A 24896-nucleotide genomic window follows, 5' to 3' on the forward strand; every position below is an offset into this window, starting at 1 on the left:
GATTAACCTTCCCAAACAGTGACAAGACCCTGACGGTATGCCGGGGTGAGTGACTCACAACAAGTTGACACCGAGCGAAATCGACACTTTTTGACCACTCGATGACACACGGGCTCGATCGGCGCAGGCATGGGTGTGGTCGGCGCGGGGCTTGAAGAGTAGGAGCGTGCGCGGGTGGGGAAGAAGCGGACACAGTCACCGCTCGCTCTGAGCACACACCTCAAGCCTTTGGTTTGAGCGCGGTCGTGCAAGCCCCGAGATAATCGTGTAAGTTCCGGGAAAGTCGTGTAAGTTCCGGGAAAGTCGTGCAAGGCCGGGGCGGGCAGAGGCGTTCCGCGAACGCGAAAGAGGAGTGCCTCCCGGCCGACAGGGTCGGTTGGGAGGCACTCCTAACGAAGAGAGGTGGGAGCGCTCGCGCTACTCCTCTTCCTCTTCTTCGTCGTTATATTTGTCTGCGTACTCAGCCCACATGTCTTCTTCAGATTGCGACTTCTGTGACGCACCGAGCTCACGTTCGAGTTGCGATAGGTCAGTATCTGGACTGAAGTATTTAAGCTCGCGAGCAACTTTTGTGTGCTTCGCCTTTTGACGGCCGCGCCCCATGCGAGACCCCCCTACACAATTCAGGCCCCGGAGCGTTTGGCTGCGAGGCAAACAACACGTATTCAACAACTAGTATGTGAGGGGTAGTTTAGCACGTTGTTCGATGAACAAATAATGGGTCTCGCGCGTTACCATGGAGATGTGGCTAAGCGTAAACGAAATCTCCTGATAATTCTGGGTGCTGCGGTCGTGATTTTACTCGTCGCGGTGGCAATGATTGTCGTGCCAATTCTCACGCATAAGAGCGGTGGAAGCTCGGGTCAGACTGCCCCTGATGACTTCGTTACCGAGGTGACCGCGACCGGTGACGACGGCCGCACTCGTACGCTGCGAGCCACTGATCTCGCGGGAAAGCCCGTCGATATGGGCAATTTACGGCCAGGAGATACGCTGCGCGTCGAGGGTGAAGGCTTTGATGCATCGAATGGCATATACGTAAGTTTTTGTAAGGTTCCCACTGACCCTACGGTCAAGCCAGGACCGTGCCTCGGGGGCATTCCTGAGAATGCGCAGGAAGAAAAAGATGAGAGAGACAGGGCTGATCCGCTCGAGAGCGCGTGGATCACGAATAACTGGGCCTGGCGTTCGTTCGCGTCGCATCAGTATCTCGATGTGAAGGCGGGAACGTTCCGGGTAGAGCTTGTCGTTCCGCCGGCCTCAAGCGAGGGGGTCGACTGCTCGGTTGACGCATGCGGGCTGTTTACCCGTGCCGATCACACGGCCCCGGGCGATCGGGTGCAAGATGTGTTTTTGCCGATCCGCGTTGAATGAAGTGGTGAACGGCGAAGCGTGACTCAGCCGACCAGCGTGTGAATGAGCGTCGCGATCGTGTAGATGGTGACGCCAGCGATTGAGCCAACGACCGTTCCGTTGATGCGAATGAACTGGAGGTCTTTGCCTACCTGCAGCTCGATCTTCTCGGCGGCCTCGCTCGAATCCCAGCGATAGACGGTTTCGGTGACGACCTTGGCGAGATCGTGGCGGTAGGTGTGTACGAGATGCTCGACCGCGGTCATGACCCACACGTCGATCTTGTACTGCAACGTTGGGTCGTCGAGCAGCCTGCCGCCGAAATCGGTGACGGCGCGGGTCATGCGCGCGCGAAGTTCGCTGTGCTCATCTTCGAGCATGGCCGTGAGCGATGCTCGGGCGCTGTTCCACGTTGACTCGACGATCGTGCGAATGCGGGGGCTGTCGAAAATCTCTTCCTTGAACTGCTCGACCTGCTCCTGTAACTGTGGTTTTGACTGCAGATCATGGGTGAGGTCGTGGAGAAAACGATTGGCGGCCTCACGAAACGGGTGTTGCCCGTTATCGCGCACGGCACGAACGAACTTGACGACCTCTTTGTGTGCGCGGTCGTCAATGAATCGGTTCGCAATCGACGGAACCCACGATGGCATTCGTGATGAGACGAGCGCATTGAACGACTCGGGGTGCGAGACGAGCCACTGCTCGGCGTGATCGGCGACGATGTCGATGAGCGCGTGGTGATGGCCGGCCTCGAGCAGTTGCTCGGTCACGCGACCAATCGTTGAAGACCATGGCGGATCGATGACGTGCTCTCGAATGAGCGATTCGAGAAGGTCTTGAACGTCTGCATCTGAGAGAACGGTGAGGCCTGCAATGCCAGCCTGTGCTGCGAAACCAGTGACTTTTTTGGCGTTCACAGGGTCTTGCAGCCAACTGCCACTGATGCGGGCACCACTGATGGTCGAGAGACGTTCGTGTACGACCTCGTCGGCAAGGAAGTTCTCTTCGATAAAAGAGCCGAGACCCTCACCGATCTCGTCTTTCTTGCCTGCAATGAGATTAGTGTGCGGGATAGGGAGGCCGAGGGGCCTGCGAAAGAGGGCAGTGACGGCAAACCAGTCGGCGATGGCGCCGACCATGCCGCCCTCGCTTGCCGCTCGCACGTACCCGGCCCAGGCAAAACGGCTCTGCAAGCCGAATGACACGGCAAACACCACCGCCATTGCCACGAGCAGCCAGAGCGCGATCGCTTGCATGCGACGAAGTTGCTCAAGCTTCACAAAATCTTCCGGCGTGACGGCGCCGAGCGTTCGTTTCGACCTCACTGTTTTCATTACATTCATTATCTACCCTGTCACATGCAGATTGTGCACTTATTCAGCGGGATCGGCGACGCATGTGCAAAGCTACTTTTTATGCACCTTCTCGCGAAAGTCAGCCTGAAAAACCGCGCCCTCATCGCCCTTGTGACGATTGTGGCTTGTCTCTTTGGTGTGATCAGCATGTCTGGGCTGAAGCAGGAGCTCATGCCGCAGGTGCAGTTTCCGGCTATCGCGGTGGTGACGAGCTATCCCGGTGCTTCGCCCGAGGTGGTGAACAACGACGTTTCGGTTCCCATCGAAGAGGCCGTGAGCGGGGTTGCCGCACTCGAACGCTCATCATCAACTTCGTCGACGAGCGCATCGATGGTGCTGCTCGAGTTCACCTATGGCACCGATATTGCGGCAACCGAACAGAAGGTCGAGCGAGCGATCTCGCGTATCTCGCAGTCGCTCCCGCAAGACGTTGAACCGCAGGTTGTTTCGGGGTCGATCGATGATTTCCCGGTGATTCAGATCGCGGTCGGTGCAGCCGACGGTCAAGATATTGAGTCGCTCACGAACTCGCTCGAGACGGTTGCGGTGCCAGAGCTTGAAGACGTCGACGGCATTCGACAGGTGCGCCTTGGCGGCGTGACCGGCCAGCGCGTTACGATCACCCCCGACGAGGCGAAGCTTGCTGAGAAGGGTTACACGAACGAGTCGATTCAGAACGCTCTGAAACAGAACGATGTCTTGCTGCCCGCAGGGCAGATCACCGAGGGCGAGAACACGCTTTCGGTGCAGGTCGGTGGTGATGTCGATACCGTCGACGCGCTCGCCGCCTTGCCACTCGTGCCAACTCCGGAGCAGTTCATGCCGCAGCAGCCTGAGGTAGACGCTGCTGGTGCTGGCGAACTCGATGCGGCCGCGCTTGACGCCTCGCAGCTCGACGCAGCTGCGGCAGCCGAGCAGGCCGCACCACCGGTGCCCACCGCCCCCGAGTACGTGACGATTGGCGACGTCGCCGAGGTCACCCTCGAATCAAACCCGGTCTCGAGCATCTCGCGCATCAACGGTGAGCCGGCGGTCTCGATCTCAATCACGAAGCTTGCCGCCGCAAACACCGTTGAGGTGTCGCACGCGGTACAAGATCTTCTGCCGAAGATCGAGAAAGCGCTCGACGGGGCAGAGCTCACGGTTGTTTTCGACCAGGCTCCATACATTGAGCAGTCGGTCGAGACGCTCGCCGTTGAGGGCATGCTCGGCCTCGTTTTTGCGATTCTCGTCATTCTTGTCTTCCTGCTTTCTGTGCGGGCGACGTTGGTAACCGCGGTCTCGATTCCCACCTCGCTTCTGCTCACGTTTATCGGTCTGAACTTCGCTGATTACACGTTGAACATGCTCACTCTCGGCGCACTGACCATCTCGATTGGTCGCGTCGTTGACGACTCAATCGTGGTGATTGAAAACATCAAGCGGCACCTGCGCGAGGGTGAGCCTCGGGCGAGCGCGATTGTGTTTGCCGTGCGCGAGGTGGCGGGCGCCATCACCGCCTCAACCGTGACCACCATCGCGGTGTTCTTGCCCATGGCCTTCGTGTCGGGCATGGTCGGCGAGATGTTCAGGCCCTTCGCCTTCACCATGACGTTCGCGCTCGCGGCCTCGTTGCTCGTCTCGCTCACGATCGTGCCGGTGCTTGCGTACTGGTTCTTGAAGGCAGAACCTCAGGCAGCACCTGAGGGCGAGGCTCTAGAACAGCCCGTGCTTGAGTTGCACCCAGAGCTTGAGGCGCAGCCAGAGCTCTCAGCGTTGCAAGAGGCTGTTCTTGCAGGCCCCTCGAACGAAGCTACCGAAAGCCCCAAGGGCAAGCGAAGGCCATCACGACTGGGCGACGGAACCGCCGTCACGAAACTGCAGCGCGTGTACCTTCCGGTCATCGACTGGACGCTCAAGAAGCCAGTGATCACGCTGCTCGCTGCCGTAGTGGTGTTCGCGGGAACCCTCGCGACGTACCCGCTCATGAAGCAGAACTTCATGGGCGACGATGAGCAGAACGCTGTATCGCTCACGCAAACGCTCGCGCCGGGTGTGAGCCTCGATCAGCAGCTCGTGCACGTTGAAGAGGTTGAGGGCGTGCTCGAAGAGGTCCCAGAGATTGAGACGGTGCAGGTCACTGTCGGCTCGAGCGACCCTGCCATGGCAATGTTTGGCGGTGGCGGCGACGGCTCTGTGAGCTACTCACTCACGATCGATCCAGACGCACAGCAGCAAGCCGTGCACACGAAGATTCGTGAGAAGCTCGACACGCTTGAAGACGCCGGCGAGTTCTCATTGAGCTCGGCGTCGGGCGGCATGGGGTCGGTCTCGACCGTCGATATTACGGTCACCGCTCCTGCTCAGGACCAGCTGAACGATGGCGTCACTGAGGTCGTCGACAGGCTGCGCGCTAATGAAGCGTTTGTGCAGGTCGAATCGAACCTTGGCACCTCGAGGCCCATGATTCAGGTGACGGTTGACCGAGAAGTTGCGGCACAGGCTGGCCTTAGCGAGGTCGCAGTCGCCTCGATCGTTTCGTCGGCGATGCAACCCACGGCTGTGGGCCAGGTGGTACTCGATGACTCGAGCGTGCAAGTCTATCTCGCACCGGGTGAGACTCCCGCAACAAGCGATGAGATTGAGGCGCTCAAGGTGCCAACCGTGCTCGGCGAAAAGACGCTTGGTGACCTCGCCGCGGTTGAGCACGTTGACGGCCCAGTTTCAATCTCGACCGAAAAGGGTGTGCGTTCGGCGACAATTTCGGCGACGCCAGAGAGCGATGACCTCACGGTTGCCGCCCAGGCCGTTCATGAAGAGCTCGATGCGATTGAACTCCCGGGCGGGGTGACTGCCTCGGTGGGTGGCGTTCTCGCAGAGCAAGAGAAGGCGTTCGAGCAGCTGGGCCTTGCGCTTCTCGCCGCGATCCTCATCGTGTATGTGGTCATGGTGGCAACGTTCAAGAGCCTGCTGCAGCCGTTGCTGCTGCTCATCTCTGTGCCGTTCGCGGCCACGGGTGCGATTCTGCTGCTCGTTGCGACCGGCATACCGCTTGGCGTTGCCTCGCTCATTGGCGTGCTCATGCTCGTGGGTATTGTCGTGACGAACGCGATCGTGCTCATCGACCTCGTGAATCAGCTGAGGGAGAGAGGCATGGCGTTGAGGGATGCCGTGCGCACCGGCGCCGCGCATCGTTTCAGGCCCATTGTTATGACGGCGCTCGCGACGATCCTGGCGCTTACCCCGATGGGGATTGGGCTCACCGGCAAGGGAGGCTTCATCTCACAGCCGCTCGCGGTCGTGGTGATCGGTGGTCTGCTCTCGTCGACCGTGCTTACGCTCGTCGTGCTGCCAACGCTGTACTACGTTGTCGAGCGCGCGCGTGAACGTTCGCGGGAGCGCAGGGCTGCGAAGCGAGCGCTGAAAGCACACGCTGTGAAGACGCCGAATGAGGTCGCATAAGTTTTCCGCTAGTATTGTGCGGTCGGCTTGGAGCGAATCCGCATTGATATTGCTTGTTGTAGCGCTCCCTGGGCCGAGTCAGCGGGGAAGACCCCGAAAGTGAAGTGATCGGCCCGGGTGGATCCGGGGAGAGCCAGCGTGCACATTTGAGTGCATTTTGCGTGCTCGCGTTCACGTGATGAAACATAGGTGAAACCTAGCCAATGGCAAACAAGCGAAACAGCGGGGGCTTCAAAGCCTCAAAGAACTACGACCCGAGCCGCGCCCCCAAGGGCAAGCGTCACCCGGGTTCAGCACACGGAAGTGGCCCGAAGCGCCGCTTCGACGACCGCGATGACCGCGGCTTCCGGGACGATCGCGGCAACCGTGATGACCGGGGATACCGCGACGATCGTGGCGGCTACCGCACTGACCGCCGTGAAGGCGGCCGTGACTTCCGCGATGACCGCGGAGGCTACCGAGGTGATCGCCGAGACGACCGTGGGCGCGAGGGCGGCCGCGGCTTCAAGAATGATCGCAGCAACGAGCGCGGTAGCTACAGCAATGACAGGGGTTACGGCAACGATCGCGGCTTCAAAAACGATCGTGGCTTCAAGAATGACCGTGGCTTCAAGAACGACCGTTTTGATGCAGAGCGTGGCGGGCGTGATGACCGCGGGTTCCGCGATAATCGCGACAACCGTGATTTCCGTGGCAAGCGCGACGACCGCGACTTCCGTGGTAAGCGCGATTTCCGTGATGACCGTGGCCAGCGCGGCGACCAGGGCGGTTTCCGCGATGATCGAGGCCAGCGGAACGATCGTGGCTTCCGTGATGACCGCGGGTTCAAGCAGGATCGTGATTTTGGCGGCAAGCGTGACTTCGGTGGGAAGCGCGATTTCCGTGAAGACCGTGGTGGTTTCCGAGACGATCGTCGCCAGCGTGGCGACCGCGACTTCCGCGGCGAACGCGGCGAACGCGGTGACCGCGGGTTCCGCGAAGATCGCGGCGGGTTCCGCGGTGACCGGGGCGGCTTCCGTGATGACCGCGGGGGGCAGGGAAGGCGCGATGACCGCGACTTCCGCGGCAAGCGTGGCGACCGCGGGTTCGGCGGCAAGCGTGACGACCGAGGCTTTGGCGGGAACAAGCGCGATGACCGTGGCTTCCGTGACGACCACAAGCGTTTTGCGCCCGAAGAAGATGTGGTGCTCGAGCGCATCGAAGCGATGCAGACGAGCGCTGAAGACGTCGCCGAGATGACCTTTGAAGGGCTCGGTCTCGGTGGCAACATCGTCGAGACGCTCGCGAAGCTCGGCGCCGAAAAGCCCTTCCCAATTCAGGGCGCGACGATTCCTGACGTGCTCGCGGGCAACAACGTGCTCGGGCGCGGTCGAACCGGCTCTGGCAAGACCATTGCCTTCGGTGCACCTCTCGTCGAACGCTTGCTACAGATGAAAGCAGAGGGGCGCTTTGCTGGTGATCCGCCAAAGGTTGACCCGAACAACAAGCGTTCAAAGCGTGAGCGTTCACGGGGCCGTAAGCCCAAGGCGCTCATTCTCGCGCCAACTCGTGAGCTCGCGCTGCAGATCGACCGCACGGTGCAGCCCATTGCCCGTTCGGTCGGCCTCTACACGACGCAGGTGTACGGTGGCGTGCCGCAGGCGAAGCAGGTGACCGCGCTCACCATGGGCGTTGACATCGTGATCGGTACGCCTGGGCGCATGGAAGATCTTATTGAGCAGGGACACCTTGACCTCAGCGAGGTCACCATTGCCGTGCTCGACGAGGCTGACCACATGTGCGATCTTGGCTTCCTCGAGCCCGTGCAGCGCCTGCTGAGGCAGACCGCGCACGACTCGCAGAAGCTGCTCTTCTCGGCAACGCTTGATTCGGGCGTCGCATCGCTCGTGAAGGAGTTCTTGCCGGTTCACGTTGCTCACGAGGTCGCGGGCGAAGACCAGGCCTCGGGCACGATCGATCACCGCGTGTTCGTGGTACTGCGCGAAGAAAAACTCGAGATCCTGACGCAGCTCGTGCAGAGCCCCGGCAAGATTCTCGTGTTCACCCGCACCCGCGCCTACGCCGAACAGCTCAGTGAGCTCTTCGAAGACGCGGGCGTGCCAGCGGTCGCCCTGCACGGTGACCTCAACCAAGCCAAGCGCACGCGCAACCTCAAGCAGCTCACCTCGGGCCGTGTAAACGTGCTTGTGGCGACCGATGTTGCCGCGCGCGGAATTCACGTCGATGACGTCGATCTTGTGATCCAGGCTGACGCGCCTGACGACTACAAGACCTACATGCACCGTGCAGGCCGCACGGGGCGTGCGGGCAAGCACGGCACCGTCGTTACGATTATTCCGCGCAATCGCCAGCGTCGCACGACCGAGCTGTTGCAGCGAGCCGAGATTGACGCGACCTTCTTCGGTGACTTCTTCGCCGATGACGAGTTCGTCATCGCGGCGGGCGAGGCCGTCGAGAGCGACTAACCGCTGCCGACCGCACGCGTCTCTTTGCCGTAAGAGATAAATAAAACCCTCGTTTATTGTAATTACCCCACAAGAAGGCTTCGGGCACCCCGGGCCTTCTTGTGGGGTGTTCATTGCGAAGTCGTGAAGCCAGGCCCTGGCCTGTACTCTTGGGTCAGTTTTGGGCCAGGGGCCTCCGAAGCAACTTTGAGGAGCTTTCGCGATATGGGTACGCAGAAACCACAACCACGTTTGAACATTGATCTTGTCTCTGACGCCTTGCTCGGGCGTTGGAAGCAAGAACGGCTTGAGGGGCGTGAGATCGCGGCCGATCCACGTTTTCACACGCCGCAGGGAACGCCGATGAGTGAGCACCGCGAACGGGTGCTTGAGCAGCTCTCGGGTCTCGTTGAGAAGGGCGCCATTCAGCGAGCCTTCCCGGTCGCGCTCGGCGGCGGCCACAACCACGGCGGCAACATTGCGGCCTTTCACGAGCTTGTCTACGCCGACCCGTCACTGCAGATTAAGAGTGGCGTGCAGTGGGGGCTCTTCGGCGGTGCGATCTTGCACCTCGGCACGAGCTACCACCATGAGAAGTACCTGCCCGATGTGATCTCATTGAAGATGCCCGGCGCATTCGCGATGACCGAGATCGGGCACGGCTCTGACGTCGACAAGGTCGCGACCACCGCGACCTACGACGAAGCGACCGAAGAGTTCGTGATTCACACCCCGCACCGCAGTGCGTGGAAGGAATTTCTCGGCAACGCCGCCCTGCACGGTCAGGCCGCTGTGGTCTTCGCACAGCTCATCACAAAGAACGTGAATCACGGCGTGCACGCCTTCTACGTTCCTATTCGAACCCCCGAGGGCGAGCTGCTGCCCGGAGTTGGTAGCGAGGATGACGGCGTCAAGGGTGGCCTCAACGGCATCGACAACGGCCGCCTGCACTTCACCAACGTGCGCATTCCACGCACGAACCTCCTGAACCGCTACGGTGACGTTGCGGCCGACGGAACGTACTCGTCGCCCATCGAAAGCCCGGGCCGCCGCTTCTTCACGATGATCGGCACGCTCGTGCAGGGCCGCGTCTCGCTTGATGGCTCGGCCGTGAACGCGATGAAGGCAGCGCTCGCCATCGCGATTCCCTATGGCTTCGAGCGCCGCCAGTTCAGCGGGCCCAACGGTGAAGAGACGAAGCTCATGGACTACGGGCTGCACCGTCGCAGGCTCATCCCTCGTCTCGCTGAGACGTATGCGATGGCCTTTGCGAGCGAGCAGCTGCTCACGCTCTTTGACACCGTATTCTCGGGCAAGGGTGACACCCCTGAGACCCGCGAAGATCTCGAGACGCTCGCAGCAGCGCTCAAGCCACTCTCGACATGGGCGGCACTCGACACTCTGCAGGAGGCTCGCGAGGCCACCGGCGGGGCAGGGTTCATCGCCAAGAACCGCCTCACGGGCTGGCGCGCCGACCTCGACATCTACGCGACCTTCGAGGGCGACAACAATATTTTGTTGCAGCTCGTCGGCAAGCGCCTGCTCAAGGATTACGCGGCGCAGTTCAAGAACGCCGACGCAGCGACGCTCGCGAAGGCCGCCGTTGGCCAGGTGGGCGAGCGCATGCGTCGCGTCGGCCTGCGTCAGGTCGGGCAGAGCATCGCAGACCTCGGCCAGGTTTCGCGCTCGGTCGACAGCCTGAAAGATGATCAGCACGCCTTGCTTGCGGATCGAGTCGAGACGATGGTCGCCGAGGTCGCGCAGGCCCTGAACGGCGTGCGTAAGGAAAGTCCGAGCGTGCAAAACGCCGAGTTCAATCGCCAGCAGGTGCGCCTCATCGAGGCCGCGCGCGCACATGCCGAACTCTTGCAGTGGGAGGCCTTTACCGAGGCTCTCGACGAGATCACCGACCCCGATACGAAGCAGGTGCTCACGTGGGTTCGCGACCTCTTCGGGCTCGGACTCATCGAGAAGCACCTCGACTGGTACCTCATCACGGGCCGCTTGTCGGGTAAGCGCGCGCAGGCCGTGACCGCGTACGTCGACCGCCTTATCGACCGCGTCACTGATCACTCGCTCGACCTTATTGCAGCGTTCGGGCTCGACAATTCGCTGTTGCGTGCCGACATCGCCTCGGGCATTGAGGCCGAGCGCCAGGAAGAAACTCGCGCCTACATCGCCGAGCAGAAGGCCGCGGGCACCTGGCCTGTTCACGAGAAAGAGCTGCGCAAGCGCAACGGCAAGTAGTTTCACCGAACGAATCGTCAGAGGTTACGGCGTGCGCGGGGTCTCACTAAAGCGCACGCCGTAACGTATCGTTGAGGTATCTGGCAAACGAAGGATTGCGATGACCTTTAACGACAACGCGCGCATCAACACGCAGCGCACGCAAAAGCGTTCGGGCGGCGGCAAGACCGCGGCCGTCGGCGGCGGCAGCCTGGTCGTCGTGCTTGGCCTCTGGGCGCTCTCGGCACTCACCGGGGTGAACCTCATGCCGCTCGCCGGGGTCGCGACCGATGCCACGAGCCAGCTGGGAGGCGGATCGAGCGCGGCTGTCGAGCTTGAAAACTGTGATCGGGGCAGCCAAGCGAATGAGCGGGACGAGTGCCGAATGGCGGCGACCGCCGATGCTGTCGACCAGTTCTGGACTGAGCAGGTCAGTAACTACCGCCCTGCCACGCTCATCTTGTTTGAGGGAGCGACCTCGTCGCAGTGTGGCACCGCGAGTGCTCAGACCGGACCGTTCTACTGCCCGCCCGAGGAGAAGATTTACCTCGACGTCGGTTTCTTTCGTACTCTGAGCAGCCAGTACGGCGCTTCAACCGGCTCGCTCGCACAGATGTACGTGCTTGCTCACGAATGGGGCCACCACATCTCAAAGCTCATTGGCACGATCAACGTCGATCGGGCGAGCGGGCAGGCCTCTGGCTCTGTTCGCCTTGAGCTTCAAGCCGATTGCTTTGCAGGCGCATGGATGCGAAACGCCACGAGTGCGAAAGACCAAGACGGTAATACGTTGCTCGCTCCCATCACCGAAGCCCAGCTCAATGATGCGATGAGCGCAGCAGCAGCGGTTGGCGACGACCACATCATGCAGAGCTCTGGCATGCGTGTCGACCCCGAACGCTTCACCCACGGGACTTCAGAGCAGAGACAACGCTGGCTCATGACCGGGTTCACCGAGGGGCCGACTTCGTGTAACACCTTCGAGGTTCCAGCCGAGAAGCTCTAGCCCCTGCGCGCCAAGCGCCGCGCTAGCGTGAGCTTCGTGCCGTGCGGCCGCGCAGGACACCCATGAGTTCTTGCATCTCGTCGTCGTCCCGCGAGACGTTCCAGGTTGCAAACACCCGCGTGCCATCGATTTCACCCGTGACCTCAATGATGCTGTGTTGTTTCTTAGCGATCACGTGGCGTGCGAGGGGCAGAGGCATGAGTATCGCTCCGATGCCCGTTGCGACGAGCTCGAGCGCCGCGCGGGGGCCTGTGGGGCGCCACGAGGGGTCGTCCCAGGGCTGAGGGGTCGGCCAAGCAGCAGAATGTCCCTCGTAATCGAGCAGGTGCACGAGGTCGAGGTCGCTCACGTCGACCGAAGCCTCGCCCGCGAGATCGTGGTCGATATCAACGACGAGTGCGACGGCTTCTTCGTACAGTTGCACCGCGTGTCTGGTGCGGGGCTCGGTTCGCGCCCCGGCGGGAAACTCTCCGGGCTGGCACCGCACGAGCGTCATGTCGGTTTCGGCGCTCGTCACATCGCCGACCTGCTCGAGCGGCACGAGGTCGAGACGCCTGCGAGAGCGCACCTCGTTCCACCGAGTCTGCCACCGTGAGGGCGCGATGCCGCGCACGAAACCGAGGGTGACGGTGTTCCGGGGCTCTGCCTCGGTGGGCACTGTGCTGTCGGTCATTCGGGGTTCCTCTCGTCGGCGGCGAGGTGTTTGCCGAGGGCCCCCGCGTAGATTTCGTGGTCAAAGGGAAGCCTGGCGAGCGCAAGCTTCAGACGGTACCCGTCGGGTGGCCCGGCCTCGGCGAGCGGAGTGTTCTCTCGCTCGTAGTGTTCGCGGGCGCGTGCCGCGTGGCCGTGTGGCGGCTTACCCGAGACCGGGACCACTCGCCACCAGGGCACCGCGTGCCCGTGGTGCGCGAGCACCTGACCGACCATGCGGGCGGCACGTGAGCCCAGCGCAAAGGCCACGTCACCGTATGTCATGACGTGGCCAGCCGGTATGCGCTCGACGATGTCGAGAACCGACTCGGTAAAAGCTTCGCGATCCACCTCATAAGCGTAGCGTGCCTAACCTATCGCAGAGACCCCGAGGAACATGCCGATCGTGTAGGTCGCGGCAACGGCCAAGCCGCCGAAGAGGAGCTGACGCAGTGCGCCGCCAACCCAGTTCTTGCGGGTGAAGATTGCGGCGGTTCCGCCTGCAGCGAGCAGGCCAACAGCACCGAAGAGCAGGCCCATCGGCAGCGAGCCGAAGCCGAAGATGAACGGCAGAATGGGCACGATCGCACCGAGTGAGAAGAACACGAATGACGAGATGGCGGCGACCCACGGCGACGGGCGATCTTCAATGCTGAGGCCCAGCTCGTGGGTGAGGTGCACGCGCAGTGCCCGCTCGGCGTCGGCGTGAATCTCGTTCGCCGCCCTCTCGGCAGTGTCTTCAGACATACCGAGCTCTTCGAAGAGCACCGAAAGCTCGGCCTCTTCACCGCTGGGGTTGCGGTTGAGCGCCTGACGCTCGGTCTCGACCTCTGAGTCAAGCTGCTCGTTTTGCGTGCGAACCGAGGCGTACTCGCCGAGCGCCATCGAGATCGCTCCGGCGATGAGGCCCGAGATACCCGTGATCATGACGATCTCGTTCTTGGCGCCCGCGGCCGCGATACCGGCGATGAGGCCGATGTTTGACACGAGGCCATCCATGGCGCCGAACACCGAGGCGCGCAACCAACCAGAGCCCACCGACTGGTGGGTGTGATCGTAGTCGTGTGGGCTCACGTAGGCATTGTTGTGCGTCATGAATGACAGTTAACCCCATTCGGTGCGCCGAAATACTGGGTCGTTCGGCACCGAAGCACGACACGACGCACCCGCGGCACCGGGTGTTCACCGACGCGACACCGCTGGGTAAACGCTGCGTCACACTCGCCTGTTTGGGTGGTCAACGGTCGTGCCTTTGCCGACCAACGCTTTTGGAAGGAAACATTCATGCCCTCTCATGATCGTGTAGCGAAACGGCGGAGCCGAGTGCTCGCCGGGGCGGTGCTGACGGCACTCGCTGGCGGGATCTTCACCGTTCCCGCGGCGTTGCCCGCTGCCGCAGCTGAGCCCGAGGTGCCCGGCGATCCGGTGATCTCGTCAGACACGGTGTGGCGCTACCTCGACGACGGGGTTGACCCGATCGCCGCTGGTGAGCCCGTGCGCGGGTGGGTCGCGCCAGAATACGACGACTCGACGTGGAAGAGCGCTGAAGGCTCGTTTGGCGCCAAGAAAGGCAAGCTGGCGCTCGTCGGCCCGCATATGCCTAAAACGCTGCTCACGCACTACCAGGAAGACGGCACGACCGCGATTCCCACCTACCTCTTTCGCACCGACTTCACCCTCGAAGAGGGCGTCGCTGAGGAGGTCTCGTACCTCAGCTCGAAGGTCACCTACGACGATGCACTCGTGGTGTGGATCAACGGGACGCAGGTCGCCGATTTCGAGGCCGGCCGGGTCACCGGAGAAACGAACATGGAGTACGCGGGGAACAGCAACGGAGACCCGCTTACGAACCTCTTTACGGCCGACGGTTCGCTGCTCAAAGATGGCAAGAACACCGTCGCGGTTGCTCTCTATCAGGATCGCGCGAGTAGCTCGGACATTTTCTTTGACATGAGCGAGATGGTGCTCGAAGCCGCCGGTGAGGTGCCAGTTGAGGCGGCTCCGAGCCGCGTCGTGCTCACCCCGACCGAGACCCCCGAAACCTCGCAGGCCATCTCGTGGCTCGCGGGCCACGACTCGCACAAGAGCGGGGCGGTCGAGATCGGTCTTGCTTCAGGCGGCGACACCCGTCTTGTTGAAGCTATCGACGAGGGCATGGTGAATGCCAACGTGAAGCACCACTTCTCAGCGATCGTGACGGGGCTTGAGCCCGCCACCGCCTACCGCTACCGAGTCGGCACCGACGGCGGCTGGAGCGATTGGCGCGAGTTCTCAACCGCAGACCCGAACGCGAGCGAGTTTCAGTTCATCTACTACGGCGACGCACAGATCGGCCTCGATACGACCTGGCCGAGCGTTGTGAAGCAGGCCGAAGAGCGCGCAACCGCGTCAATCGGTTCGGTTCACGCTGGCGACCTCATCGACAAAGCGAACAACGAGACCCAGTGGGAAAACTGGTTCCTGGGCATGCTCGACAGCGGCGCGACCACGAACGTGATGGCTGCTCCCGGCAACCACGAGTACAGCGGCGACAAGCTCATGACGGCCTGGAAGGCGAATTTTGAGTACCCCCGTAACAACCCGAAACTCGACAACATCGGCGATATGAAGCAGCTCGCCGAGGGCGATAGCGCCGTGGCAAAGCAGTACCGCGCCTACTTCGAACATTGGAGCAAGTTCGCTGAAGAGACCGTGTACTTCACCGACTACCAGGGCGTACGCTTTATCACGCTGAACGCGACCCGCGACAGCACCTTCCTGAAGCCAGACGTGCTGCCCACCTGCATCAGCCTCGACTGCCCGTCGCTGAAGGTTGACAAGCTCTGGACTGACTTCCAGGCAGCATGGCTCGACAACGTGCTCAAAGAGAGCCCCTCGAAATGGAACGTGGTGACCTTCCACCAGCCAGTGTTCTCGGCCTCATCGGGCCGCGACGAGCCGATTCTTCGTGCCGCTTGGCTGCCAGTGTTCGAAGAGAACGACATTGATCTCGTGCTCATGGGCCACGACCACGTGTACGCCCGCGGTTACCTGAACTCGAACGCGACCGACACTGATGGCCTGCGCAAGGGCCCCGCATACGTGGTCTCAAACTCAGGCGCGAAGCACTACGATCTCGCACCCGCCGATGACAACGTCTGGACGCAGAATGGTGCAACCCAGGTGAAGCGCGATGCCGGCGTGACGACCTACCAGGTCATCGACGTCGAGGCCGACCGCCTTGTGTATCGTTCGTACCTCGCCGAGACTTCAGACAAAGCGACGACCGAGGTGAAGGTTGGCGAGCTGTACGACGAATTCACCGTCACGAAGTACGACGACGGTGAGAAGTGGGTCACCGAGCCCGGCGTTGAGGCGCCTGCACAGCAGCTGCCAGCGAGCGTGACGCTCGACGTTGACAGCGTTGAGGCAGGTAAGACCCTCACCCTCACCGGCGCACACTTTGCCGCTGGCGAGAAGCTCGCGGTAACGCTTGGTGAGAAGGCGATTGACCTCGCGTCGATCGTTGCTGATGCCGCTGGCGTCGTGTCGACGAGCCTCACGATTCCGGCTGATACCGAGGCCGGTACCTACACCCTCACGGTGAGCCGTGAGCAGGGCGAGCCGCTCACCGCAACGATCGAGGTCACCGCCGCTGCGGTCGACCCTGGCACGGAGGAGCCGGGCACTGAGGAGCCTGGCACGGAAGAACCCGGCACCGAGGAACCGGGCACGGAAGAACCCGGCACGGAAGAACCGGGTGCCGAGGAGCCAGGTACCGAGAACCCAGGAACTGAGGAGCCGGGTACTGAGAACCCGGGCACTGAGGAGCCGGGAACCGAGAACCCTGGTGCCGAAGAGCCTGGCACCAAGCAGCCCGGTACTGAAAAGCCGAGCGCAGGTGAAAAAACACCCGCCGACGACCTCGCCAACACGGGCGGTCAGGCAACATTCGCGACCGTAGCGGCGATCGTGTTGCTCGCGATCGGTGGCAGCGTCATGATGTTGCGCCGTAAGGTGAGCAACGCCGAGGTGGCTGGCGAGTAGCCACGATTCGGGTGTGGTGGCCTGAGCGCTGCCACACCCGAATGCTCAGCCTATGATGCTTGATGCCGCAGTAGCGGTGATGCCCGATATGGTCGCATCGCTACTGCGGCCTTTTGCGTGTGCATGCGGCAAGCCACGCCCCGAAGTGTCTCGCAAGGAGGCTCGTGCTTGTGCGGCCCGCTACGAAGCGTTCGGTGCCCGCCCTGGCTCGGCGAGCGCGTGCTTTGAACAGAGCTTCACTGAGTCTCCCGTGAGGTCGAGAAAGGTCTCGGCCGCCGCAAAGAGATCGTCGATGGCCTCGGGATGCTGCAGCGAGTAGATCGAGGCGCGCCCCTCAGGCCTCGAGACGACGAGCCCGGTTTCTTTGAGACTCGCGAGGTGCTTCGAGACGGTGCTCTGCGAGAGCCCGAGGTGCTCGGTGAGGTCGATGACGCGGTGCTCGCCAAGCTGCAGATGCCTCAAAATGACCAGCCGCGACGGATCACTAAAGCTATGAAACAAGCACGATGCCGCCCTCATCGCCGAGACCTCCTCGGCCCAGGTCGCAGCATCACGGGGTGTTTCCTTCATCGCCATGTGACGATGATACCCCAGAACCGGCTTGTATTTTCTGGACACGCCTGGAGCGAGGTGAGTGGGGTGCGGATCGCGCGATCCGCACCCATCGCTCGCTAGTCGCGCGGCGGTGCGAGCTCGGCCTCGAGATCACGGTGCATCGATCCCTCGTGCTCGAGGTGGCCCTTCTCTTCGAGCTGGAAAGTGCAGTGCTCGATGCCGAAGTGCTCGCGCATGCTCTCGGTGAGAGCGTCGAGCAACTTCGCGTTCAGGCCGTTCTTCTCGGCATTATCGTCGAGCACGACGTGAGCCGACATGATCGTGACACCGCTCGTGAGGCCCCACACGTGCAGGCTGTGCACGTCGGCCACACCATCGGCGCTCACGATCTCATCGTGCACTTCTTCGAGGTCGATGCCCGCAGGAACCCCCTGCATGATGAGGTTCACGGCTTGCTTGAGCAGCATGAACGCGCGCGGCAAAATGATGATGCCGATGGCGGCGGCGGCGATGGCGTCACCGCGGTTCCACCCGAGGGTCACGTTGAGAATGCCCGAAATGATGATCGCGGCAGCGCCGATCCCGTCGCTCATGACCTCGAGAAACGCGGCCTTCACGTTCAGGCTCTCCTTGGCGCCGCGGCTCAACAGGATGAGTGAGATCGAGGCGCCGATGAGCCCGACGACCGCGAAGACGATGACCCCGCCGCCCTCGACCTCGGTGGGGTTGAACCAGCGCTCAACCGCTTCAAAGAGAATGAACCCACCCAGCCCGAACAGCAGCAGGCAGTTGAGCAGTACCGCGATGATCTCGGCGCGCATCATGCCGTAGGTACGCTTCTCGGTGGCCTGCCTCGTCGCGAGGAACGTCGCAACGAGCGCGATCAGGATTCCGCTTGCGTCGACCGCCATGTGCATCGCCTCTGCGGTGAGTGCGAGGCTGTTCGTGATGGCCGCGCCGATGAGCTGCGCGACGATGATGGCGAGGTAGATGCCGAGCACCACCATGAGCTTGCGGCGGTGTGCCCCCGTTGCGGTCTGGGGTGCGCCTGCGCTCACGCCGTGGTCGTGATTGTGGCCGATTCCCATCTCGGTACCCTCTTCCTGCCTGTTCGATCTGTGCGTGGCGGGGTTTCGATGCTGCCTTCGTGAGGCGGATCGCTCCCGCGTTCCCCTCGGGAAGCATCGGCACCCCTCTAGCATCGTTACAAAGCGATGCTATCGCATTCGGGCGGTGTTGTCGATAGCGTGCGATGCTGAGGGTTGGTGATCTGTGGGCTCCTGCTGCGGGGCTGGGGGAGATGCCGCCGATTGGGGTGATGCCGCGTTTGGGGGCGGTTTCGGCTTTCGCCTCGGCGATTTCCGGTCTACTTGACGAAAAGCAGGGTGTTCGCGCGAAAACACCCTGCTTTTCGTCAAGTAGATCCAGATTCCGCGCGCAAGGCTCCCGTTTCAGGCCCCGCCACGCTCACTCACTCGCGTACACTGCGCCGCCGCGTGAGTGTCCCGTCAGGCTCGAGCCCGATAACCGTCTCGACGCCGACGCGCTCAAGAAAGCTCGGGTCGTGGCTCACGATGAGCAGTGCCCCGCGGTAGGCATCGAGCGCCTCGGCGAGCTGTTCGACGCTCTCGATATCGAGGTTGTTCGTCGGCTCGTCGAGAATGAGCAGCTGCGACGGTGGGTCGGCAAACAGCAGTCTCGCGAGCGCCACCCGAAAGCGCTCACCGCCCGAGAGCGTGCTGACGGGGCGGTCGACCGCGGCGCCGCGCAGCAATAACCGAGCGAGATGGTTGCGGATCGTGCCCGTGGGCACCCCCGTCGCAACCGCACGCACGTTGTCGATCGCGCTCGCCGAATCGTCCAGTGAGTCGAGCCGCTGGGGCAGAAACCCGACGTGCTCGGTGAGTAGCCGGCCGGTCGCCCGCGGCGGTGTGCCAGAACCAGCCAATGTGCCGGTGCTCTCGCCCGCGTCTGGCTGAACGCCTTCGCCGCGCAGCATGCGCTCGATGAGCGTCGACTTGCCAGAGCCGTTCGGCCCGACGAGGGCGACCCGCTCGGGGCCCTGCACGATGATGCGATCGTCGCCAGAGAGGAACTCCATGATGCGGCGGCCCTTCGCGACGCCCGGGCTCGGCAGCTCGAGGTGAATGTGCTCTTCGTCGCGCACTCTGGCGTCAGCGGCATCGACCGCGGCCTGAGCCGCCTGGATCTTGCCATCGTGAGTCGAGCGCAGCGAGCCTGCTGAGACCTCGGCCCGGTTGGCTCGCATACCGGCAATGATTTTGGGGAGGCCGCTCTGCTCGGCCTTCTGCGCCGTTCGGGCACGGCGAGCGAGCTTCGTCTCGGCTTCGATGCGTTGCCGCTTCTCGACCTTCAACGCTTGCTGCGCCGAGCGTGCGGCCTGCTGCGCAGCGGTCTGCTCCTGTTCCTGCTGCGCGCGCCAGGAACTGTACGGGCCCCCGAACGTCGTGAGCGAACCGTGAAAGAGCTCGGCCGTGTGATCCATGCGTTCGAGCAGCTCGAGGTCGTGGCTCACGATCACGAGCGTGCCGGGCCAGTCGTCGACGAAGCGCGCGAGCTTCGCGCGGGTCTCTCGGTCGAGGTTGTTCGTTGGCTCGTCGAGCAACGTGATCGGGGTGCGCCTGACCCTGAGCCCCGTGATCGCGATGAGCATCGCCTCGCCACCCGAGACCTCGGCGACCCGACGGTCGAGGTCTGCGGCCGAGAAGCCGATCTGGTGCAGCGCCTGGTCGGCTCGAGACTCGATGTCCCAGTCGTCGCCGATCGTGTCGAAGAGCGACTGGTCAACGTTGCCGTGCTCGATTTCGCGCATCGCTTCGAGCACGGGGTGAATGCCGAGCAACTCGGCGATTGTCGTGTCATGGCTGAGCGTGAGGCTTTGCGTGAGGTATCCGACTTCGCCGGCCACGTCGATCCGGCCGCTGGTGGGGGTCAGCTCTCCCGCGATGAGCTTCAAGAGTGTTGATTTGCCCGAGCCGTTGCGGCCGATGAGTCCGGTCTTGCCGGGGGTGAACGATCCGTTGATGCCAGACAGCGCGGGTGAGCCGTCGGGCCACTCGAAACTGACATTTTGCAGGGTGATTGATGAGGCGGCAGATACTGGTGCCGAAGTGTTCATAGACATGAGGCATCACTTCTTTCGTCTCGCGCTGCGACGAAGCGCTTCGCGAGGGGTGCATGCGACCCGGCGTGAGACGTCCGGGAAAAAATGAGTGTTCTGGGGCCTGGCTGCGCGCACACACGGCGGATCGCGCTCAGCGATCGCTACCCAACGCTGTATCGCGCGGCGTGCGTTCCGTGCGGGGCAGGTTCTGGGCGGGCGCTTGCGAGGGTCCGCGAGATAAGGGCGACGAGTCTGAGCGTCGCGTAAGCAACGCTCAGCGGTGCCTGCTCTGTGCGGCGGGCGGGGCCAGGAAGCGGCGCAGAGAGTGCGCTACCGAAACAACAGCTCGAGGTGTTGTCGTCGTGCCGACGGTGAGCCAGCCACGACGGGTGCCATTGCAGAAGCGATGGCGGCTACTTATCTACTTCAATCATCTCCATGCTTTAAGGCTAACAAAGATGGCGTGATCGTGCGAGAGTGAGCGCAGTTTTGCTCTGCGCAGTCTTGCCTGGCCCCGTATCGTTCTCGTCATCGAGACGGGGCCAGCGAAGTGCGTTAGGCTGACGCCTTGTCGTTCAGAACGTCGTAGGTGACGCGCACGAGGCCGTCGGGCGTGACATGCGACCCTCGCACGATGAACGAGGCGTTGCTATCGGCGCAGAAGAGCTTTGACCCGCCGCCTACGGTTACCGGAACCCACGAGATCGTGAGCTCGTCGAGAAGGCCCTGGTCGAGGAAGACCTGCACGGTCACGCCGCCATCGACGTAGACCTCGCGTGCTCCCTCGCGGTTCAGGAGTTCGACGGCTTCGGGCAGCGACCGGACGACGTGCACGCGGGGCAGGTCGAGCGGCAGAGTCGAGCTCAGGACGACGACGCGCGTGTCTCCGTAGGGCCACTCGTCAAATGAGGTGACTGTCTCGTAGGTGACTCTGCCCATGACGATGGTGTCGATTGAAGGAAAGAACGTCTCCCACTCGAATGCCGGAACGGTTTGCGGGGTCGCCCGGTGCTGGCCCTCGCCGTGGCTCGCCTCGAGGAACGAGAGGTCGCCGCCCGGGCCAGCGATGTAGCCGTCGAGACTCGAGCCGAGGAAGGCGCGGCCGCGCCAGGTGCGTGAGAGAGGCATTATTGAACTCCTATGGAGGTGTTGCTTGGCGAAAGACGTGTGGTTCGTTGTGGAAGAAGCGTCAGGTGCGCGGCGCGAATCGAGCGGTAGGCCCAGAGGGCTGACGGGCTATGCCTCGAGTTTACCGAGGGCGGCGTCGAGCACGATCGCCGCGTGACTCCAGAGCAGAGCCCCGCCGGCGTCGTCGAAGACGGCGCGCGAAGCGCCCGGGATGCGGCCCGTGAGGGTCGCGCCGTGGTCAGGGGAGTGGGTCTGATCGTTTACCCCGAAGAGCACGTGCACAGGGCACCCGATAGCGTTGAGGTCGATGTTCCAGCGTTGCATCGCGATGAGCGTATCGGTCACGTAGCCCGATCTCTCGTTGGCGAAGCCCTCGGCGAGAGCAGCTCGATACTGCTCGATGAAGGGACTGCGCTGATACCAGGAGACATCGTCAGGGTGCGAGCCGGCCATGACCATCTGCTCCATGTCGATTGCCGAGAAGCCACGCAACACGGCAGCTGCCTCGTCGGGTGACGAGTTTGCGAGATCAGACAGCATGGTTGCCTCGGGTGGGAGCATGTCGTGAACGGCAGGAAAGGCGATCTCGTCGGCGGGCGAGGCAAGGACCAGGCGGCTGAGTGCTCCCTGGGCGGCGAGCTCGAGCCCAAACACCGAGCCCTGTGAGTTCGCTACCGCGGCGAAGGGCTCGGTGCTGCCGGTAACGGCGGCAACGAATGAGCGGTAATCGTTTGCAGTCGTCGCCGCCGTGCGGCCTTCGCAGACCGAGGATTCACCGATACCAGGACGGTCCATCGTGATGAGTCTCAAGCCGCGCTCGGCAAGAAACTCATCACCGAAGGTCATGCGCTTGCCGGTTGCCGCGCCGGCGATAAACAGCAGCGGGATACCACTGGCGGGACCCACCGTCGTACCGGTCAGGGTTCGGCCATCGTTCGTTTGTACCGAGTGCAGCTGTATATCGTTCATGGTGACAGTGTAAAAGGGACCACTGACATTCGTTCGAGAACGGGAAAGGCGATGGGTGATCGGCTGCGATCCGCGGCGAGGGTATCTAGCCCCTCGTGACGCGGTACTCTCTCGTGATGCCCGCCGTCGCGAGGCCCCACTCGCTCTCGGCGACGCGGTGCTGGTGGGCTGCGAAAGCCTCTTCGCTAGAAAATTGCTCGGCAACATGCCAAACGAGTGGATCATCGGTAGCGGTCACGTCGAACGAAATACAGCCCGGTTCGGCGCGGCTCAAGGCCTCGTGCGCCGGGAGGTGAGCGCGCACGGTCTCGGCTTCTTTCGGGGTGCGGCAGATGAGCCTGCCGCGGAGGGCGACGTAACCGTTCGGCAGTGTTTTATCTGTCATCGTTTTGCCAGCGAACGAGTCATCACGACGCTCTCATAGGTCTTGCCAGGCCACTGCACCCGCTCGATCGTTTCGAACCCCCAGCCGCTATAAAGCTCGATGAGGTGTGTTGCCGGTAACGCGGTATCGAGCCCGAGAGAAGTGGCGCCCTGTTCACGACACCACGCAAAACCGATGTCGCGTAGTTCGCGGGCGAGGCCCTTGCGCCGATGTTCAGGGTCGACGGCTAACTGGTTCAGCCATGCTCTTTTGGGAACATTCGCTTCTCTCGAAATCGACCTCAGTGATGCTTCGGCAGGCCAAGAAATCGCGAGCGCGGCACAGAGCGTGGCATCGGTTTCGTAAACCCACGTTTGCCCGCCGAGCGCTCGCCGGAGCGTTGTCTGAACGTCTTGATCGACCGCCGTGAAGTTGAGCCCGGCGGCGCCAAGCTCAGCATAAGCGCGGTGCAGCATAGTTGTGAGCGCTGACGCGTCACTTGGAGCGAAGGGGCGAATGCTCATGGGCTCAGGACCTCTCTAGGCGCGGGTTAGCGCTGAACCTCTGCGAGCGGAACCAGCGTGCTCGGCATCGGCCACGGCAGACGGTGCGAGGGCAGTGGAACCCCGCCGATCGCGTCACCATAATCATCTTCTTGCACGGTGATGCCGTCGGGTGAAACCTCGACGATCTTCACGCGCGACCACTGATCAGGAGCGGTGAAGAAGGCGTAGCGGTCAGCGAGGTAGCCGATGCCGAGGTCTTCGAGGTATTCCTCGGCGGCGAGCCAGTCGACGGGTTCGCCGCGGCGGCCGAGCAGGTCGATGGTCGCGAAATCTTCGCCCTCGGGCACGATCCACCCGATGAGTTCGTTGTCGCCACGGCGGTGCTCGATCCAGTCACTGTGAACGGTCATGGTGACATCGTAGCGCGGTGGTCGGCGGCCGTAGCTACCGTCAGCCGCTCAAATTGTTTGCACTTTTCGCCCGTTTGAGACCGAAAATCGCCTAAAAGTGCAAACAATTTCGCGAGTCAGCGAGTCAGCGAGTCAGCCAGCCTTCCAAAGCATGCCTCAGAGGTAACCGGTCTCAGGGTCGATCGCCGTGAGAAAATCGCGAATCGCGGCCTCGTGCATTTCCCGTGTGACTGGCTGATCGCCGCAGGAAGAACTGAAACCATAGCCCTCGTTGGGCCCCGAGAACCACGCATAATGGTGGGAACCGTCGCTGTCGCGTTTGCGCACCGTGAAGGTTTCGCCGTCTACCCTGAAGTCTCCGAGAGAAGAGTACGATTCCGTTTCGCCGTCGTACGGACCATAGGTGAAGTCTGAGTTCTTCTCTGGCTCGGCGCTGCTGTGATCCATGCCAATGACAATACAGAGCCGGGCACTTTCTGGATAGCGATTGTCGTTGCCTGAGAAGCCAGCGTCGAACGCAGCGAACGCGAACGGCTCGAGAACCTCGCTTCTTGGCATTTCTGGGGTCTCAAAACCCGAGAGCGATTACTAGAGTGTTCACTATGGTTACGAGCGATGCGGTGCGTGCATATTCTCAGAGGGCAGCTGAATACGCAGATGCACTGGGGCGGATCGAACACGCCGTTCCCGACGATCGCGAGTTTGTTCGAAGCTGGGCTGGTACTGTCGTCGGGCCAATCATCGATGTTGGTTGTGGTCCAGGCCAATGGACCGACTTTCTTCGCACGCATGGTGCAGAGATTGAAGGCCTTGACCCAGTCGCCGCCTTCATCGAGAGCGCTCAGTCGCATTACCCCTCTTCACGGTATCGAGTGGGCCGTGCGCAGGGACTTGAAGTGAAAGATGGCAGCTTGGGCGGAATTCTTGCCTGGTACTCATTGATCCACGTGGATCCCAGCTCGATCGATGAATCTTTTGCAGAGTTTGCTCGCGCCTTGAAACCTGGGGGAAGTTTGCTACTCGGATTCTTTGATGGTGAGTCGGGTGAACCCTTTGAACATGCCGTGGTTACTGCCTACTTCTGGTCACCGCAAACGCTGGCTGAAAGGTTGAAATTACACGGTTTCAACGTCGTGAAAACTGTCAGGCGTGAGGCTCAGGGCGCTCGCCCTCATGCAGCAATCGTGGCCGTGAAAACGCGCGAGACTTACTCCTCAGCCCGCTCGGTGTCAACTTGTTGTGAGTCACTCACCCCGGCATACCGTCAGGGTCTTGTCACTGTTTGGGAAGGTTAAT

The 24896-nt window shown here is 62.2% G+C and carries 22 protein-coding genes; 7 read left to right on the top strand and 15 right to left on the bottom strand.

What is annotated here, in order from left to right:
• Positions 1–417: 417 nt before the first annotated feature.
• The gene (locus tag KTJ78_RS13120) at positions 418–603 is read right to left on the bottom strand and encodes a DUF3073 domain-containing protein (RefSeq protein WP_217136582.1); all 186 of its coding nucleotides are present in this window, start codon (positions 601–603) and stop codon (positions 418–420) included.
• A 141-nt stretch (positions 604–744) separates the two neighbouring features.
• Here KTJ78_RS13120 and KTJ78_RS13125 point away from each other — a divergent pair, with 141 nt between their 5' ends.
• Positions 745–1374 (top strand): hypothetical protein, encoded by a 630-nt coding sequence (locus KTJ78_RS13125; RefSeq protein ID WP_369808105.1) that lies wholly within the window; start codon positions 745–747, stop codon positions 1372–1374.
• Positions 1375–1397: 23 nt separating this feature from the next.
• On the opposite strand, the gene KTJ78_RS13130 is transcribed toward KTJ78_RS13125, so the two are convergent.
• The gene (locus KTJ78_RS13130; protein ID WP_217136586.1) at positions 1398–2690 is read right to left on the bottom strand and encodes a DUF445 domain-containing protein; all 1293 of its coding nucleotides are present in this window, start codon (positions 2688–2690) and stop codon (positions 1398–1400) included.
• Positions 2691–2771: 81 nt separating this feature from the next.
• On the opposite strand from KTJ78_RS13130, the gene KTJ78_RS13135 reads away from it, so the two are divergent.
• Complete coding sequence (locus KTJ78_RS13135; protein WP_217136588.1) at positions 2772–6152, top strand: efflux RND transporter permease subunit; 3381 nt, start codon at positions 2772–2774, stop codon at positions 6150–6152.
• 290 nt (positions 6153–6442) lie between these two features.
• On the opposite strand, the gene KTJ78_RS13690 is transcribed toward KTJ78_RS13135, so the two are convergent.
• A complete protein-coding gene (locus KTJ78_RS13690; protein ID WP_254259708.1) occupies positions 6443–7309 on the bottom strand; it encodes a hypothetical protein in 867 nt (288 codons plus the stop codon).
• A 27-nt stretch (positions 7310–7336) separates the two neighbouring features.
• On the opposite strand from KTJ78_RS13690, the gene KTJ78_RS13695 reads away from it, so the two are divergent.
• From KTJ78_RS13695 to ypfJ, 3 genes are all read left to right on the top strand, one after another.
• Positions 7337–8617, top strand: coding sequence for a DEAD/DEAH box helicase (locus tag KTJ78_RS13695; protein ID WP_369808106.1), 1281 nt, complete (start codon positions 7337–7339; stop codon positions 8615–8617).
• 204 nt (positions 8618–8821) lie between these two features.
• Complete coding sequence (locus KTJ78_RS13145) at positions 8822–10843, top strand: acyl-CoA dehydrogenase family protein (protein ID WP_217136593.1); 2022 nt, start codon at positions 8822–8824, stop codon at positions 10841–10843.
• A gap of 100 nt (positions 10844–10943) precedes the next feature.
• Positions 10944–11828: a KPN_02809 family neutral zinc metallopeptidase gene (gene ypfJ, locus KTJ78_RS13150; RefSeq protein WP_217136595.1), complete on the top strand. Its 885-nt coding sequence runs from the start codon at positions 10944–10946 to the stop codon at positions 11826–11828.
• A gap of 22 nt (positions 11829–11850) precedes the next feature.
• On the opposite strand, the gene KTJ78_RS13155 is transcribed toward ypfJ, so the two are convergent.
• From KTJ78_RS13155 to KTJ78_RS13165, 3 genes are read right to left on the bottom strand one after another with little or no spacing between them, the layout of a single operon-like run.
• Positions 11851–12501, bottom strand: coding sequence for a LysR substrate-binding domain-containing protein (locus KTJ78_RS13155; RefSeq protein ID WP_217136596.1), 651 nt, complete (start codon positions 12499–12501; stop codon positions 11851–11853).
• The gene (locus KTJ78_RS13160) at positions 12498–12869 is read right to left on the bottom strand and encodes an MGMT family protein (RefSeq protein ID WP_217136598.1); all 372 of its coding nucleotides are present in this window, start codon (positions 12867–12869) and stop codon (positions 12498–12500) included. The genes KTJ78_RS13155 and KTJ78_RS13160 overlap by 4 nt, the downstream gene beginning before the upstream one ends.
• Before the next feature lie 18 nt (positions 12870–12887).
• Positions 12888–13613 carry a VIT1/CCC1 transporter family protein gene (locus KTJ78_RS13165; RefSeq protein WP_217136600.1) on the bottom strand — a complete coding sequence of 242 codons (726 nt, stop codon included), beginning with the start codon at positions 13611–13613 and terminating at the stop codon, positions 12888–12890.
• Between the two features lie 189 nt (positions 13614–13802).
• Here KTJ78_RS13165 and KTJ78_RS13170 point away from each other — a divergent pair, with 189 nt between their 5' ends.
• Positions 13803–16544 (top strand): fibronectin type III domain-containing protein, encoded by a 2742-nt coding sequence (locus tag KTJ78_RS13170; protein ID WP_254259709.1) that lies wholly within the window; start codon positions 13803–13805, stop codon positions 16542–16544.
• A 180-nt stretch (positions 16545–16724) separates the two neighbouring features.
• Here the strand turns inward: KTJ78_RS13170 and KTJ78_RS13175 are convergent, their stop codons facing one another.
• The 9 genes from KTJ78_RS13175 to KTJ78_RS13215 form a co-directional block, all read right to left on the bottom strand.
• Positions 16725–17114 carry an ArsR/SmtB family transcription factor gene (locus KTJ78_RS13175; protein ID WP_217136615.1) on the bottom strand — a complete coding sequence of 130 codons (390 nt, stop codon included), beginning with the start codon at positions 17112–17114 and terminating at the stop codon, positions 16725–16727.
• 101 nt (positions 17115–17215) lie between these two features.
• Entirely contained in the window at positions 17216–18187 is a 972-nt protein-coding gene (locus KTJ78_RS13180) for a cation diffusion facilitator family transporter (RefSeq protein ID WP_217136602.1), read from the bottom strand.
• Positions 18188–18570: 383 nt separating this feature from the next.
• Complete coding sequence (locus KTJ78_RS13185; RefSeq protein ID WP_369808107.1) at positions 18571–20244, bottom strand: ABC-F family ATP-binding cassette domain-containing protein; 1674 nt, start codon at positions 20242–20244, stop codon at positions 18571–18573.
• Positions 20245–20778: 534 nt separating this feature from the next.
• Positions 20779–21351: a dihydrofolate reductase family protein gene (locus KTJ78_RS13190; protein ID WP_217136605.1), complete on the bottom strand. Its 573-nt coding sequence runs from the start codon at positions 21349–21351 to the stop codon at positions 20779–20781.
• Between the two features lie 108 nt (positions 21352–21459).
• Entirely contained in the window at positions 21460–22320 is an 861-nt protein-coding gene (locus KTJ78_RS13195; protein WP_217136607.1) for an alpha/beta fold hydrolase, read from the bottom strand.
• A gap of 85 nt (positions 22321–22405) precedes the next feature.
• A complete protein-coding gene (locus KTJ78_RS13200; protein WP_217136608.1) occupies positions 22406–22705 on the bottom strand; it encodes a putative quinol monooxygenase in 300 nt (99 codons plus the stop codon).
• Complete coding sequence (locus KTJ78_RS13205) at positions 22702–23208, bottom strand: GNAT family N-acetyltransferase (protein WP_217136610.1); 507 nt, start codon at positions 23206–23208, stop codon at positions 22702–22704. The genes KTJ78_RS13200 and KTJ78_RS13205 overlap by 4 nt, the downstream gene beginning before the upstream one ends.
• 26 nt (positions 23209–23234) lie before the next feature.
• Complete coding sequence (locus tag KTJ78_RS13210) at positions 23235–23600, bottom strand: hypothetical protein (RefSeq protein WP_217136611.1); 366 nt, start codon at positions 23598–23600, stop codon at positions 23235–23237.
• A 156-nt stretch (positions 23601–23756) separates the two neighbouring features.
• Positions 23757–24158 carry a hypothetical protein gene (locus KTJ78_RS13215; RefSeq protein ID WP_217136619.1) on the bottom strand — a complete coding sequence of 134 codons (402 nt, stop codon included), beginning with the start codon at positions 24156–24158 and terminating at the stop codon, positions 23757–23759.
• A gap of 44 nt (positions 24159–24202) precedes the next feature.
• Between KTJ78_RS13215 and KTJ78_RS13220 the strand changes: the two genes are divergently transcribed.
• Positions 24203–24895 (top strand): class I SAM-dependent methyltransferase, encoded by a 693-nt coding sequence (locus tag KTJ78_RS13220; RefSeq protein ID WP_217136613.1) that lies wholly within the window; start codon positions 24203–24205, stop codon positions 24893–24895.
• Position 24896: the final 1 nt, after the last annotated feature.

Origin of the sequence: Leucobacter chinensis (genome assembly GCF_019049105.1) — a bacterium.
Classification (GTDB): domain Bacteria; phylum Actinomycetota; class Actinomycetes; order Actinomycetales; family Microbacteriaceae; genus Leucobacter_A; species Leucobacter_A chinensis.

Excerpts from the sequence above, each read along its gene's own strand:
- KTJ78_RS13120 (WP_217136582.1), bottom strand. The coding sequence starts at position 603 with ATGGGGCGCGGCCGTCAAAAGGCGAAGCACACAAAAGTTGCTCGCGAG.
- KTJ78_RS13130 (WP_217136586.1), bottom strand. The coding sequence starts at position 2,690 with ATGAAAACAGTGAGGTCGAAACGAACGCTCGGCGCCGTCACGCCGGAA.
- KTJ78_RS13135 (WP_217136588.1), top strand. The coding sequence starts at position 2,772 with ATGCACCTTCTCGCGAAAGTCAGCCTGAAAAACCGCGCCCTCATCGCC.
- KTJ78_RS13145 (WP_217136593.1), top strand. The coding sequence starts at position 8,822 with ATGGGTACGCAGAAACCACAACCACGTTTGAACATTGATCTTGTCTCT.
- ypfJ (WP_217136595.1), top strand. The coding sequence starts at position 10,944 with ATGACCTTTAACGACAACGCGCGCATCAACACGCAGCGCACGCAAAAG.
- KTJ78_RS13155 (WP_217136596.1), bottom strand. The coding sequence starts at position 12,501 with ATGACCGACAGCACAGTGCCCACCGAGGCAGAGCCCCGGAACACCGTC.
- KTJ78_RS13165 (WP_217136600.1), bottom strand. The coding sequence starts at position 13,613 with ATGACGCACAACAATGCCTACGTGAGCCCACACGACTACGATCACACC.
- KTJ78_RS13170 (WP_254259709.1), top strand. The coding sequence starts at position 13,803 with ATGCCCTCTCATGATCGTGTAGCGAAACGGCGGAGCCGAGTGCTCGCC.
- KTJ78_RS13175 (WP_217136615.1), bottom strand. The coding sequence starts at position 17,114 with ATGAAGGAAACACCCCGTGATGCTGCGACCTGGGCCGAGGAGGTCTCG.
- KTJ78_RS13180 (WP_217136602.1), bottom strand. The coding sequence starts at position 18,187 with ATGGGAATCGGCCACAATCACGACCACGGCGTGAGCGCAGGCGCACCC.
- KTJ78_RS13185 (WP_369808107.1), bottom strand. The coding sequence starts at position 20,244 with ATGTCTATGAACACTTCGGCACCAGTATCTGCCGCCTCATCAATCACC.
- KTJ78_RS13190 (WP_217136605.1), bottom strand. The coding sequence starts at position 21,351 with ATGCCTCTCTCACGCACCTGGCGCGGCCGCGCCTTCCTCGGCTCGAGT.
- KTJ78_RS13195 (WP_217136607.1), bottom strand. The coding sequence starts at position 22,320 with ATGAACGATATACAGCTGCACTCGGTACAAACGAACGATGGCCGAACC.
- KTJ78_RS13200 (WP_217136608.1), bottom strand. The coding sequence starts at position 22,705 with ATGACAGATAAAACACTGCCGAACGGTTACGTCGCCCTCCGCGGCAGG.
- KTJ78_RS13205 (WP_217136610.1), bottom strand. The coding sequence starts at position 23,208 with ATGAGCATTCGCCCCTTCGCTCCAAGTGACGCGTCAGCGCTCACAACT.
- KTJ78_RS13210 (WP_217136611.1), bottom strand. The coding sequence starts at position 23,600 with ATGACCGTTCACAGTGACTGGATCGAGCACCGCCGTGGCGACAACGAA.
- KTJ78_RS13215 (WP_217136619.1), bottom strand. The coding sequence starts at position 24,158 with ATGCCAAGAAGCGAGGTTCTCGAGCCGTTCGCGTTCGCTGCGTTCGAC.
- KTJ78_RS13220 (WP_217136613.1), top strand. The coding sequence starts at position 24,203 with ATGGTTACGAGCGATGCGGTGCGTGCATATTCTCAGAGGGCAGCTGAA.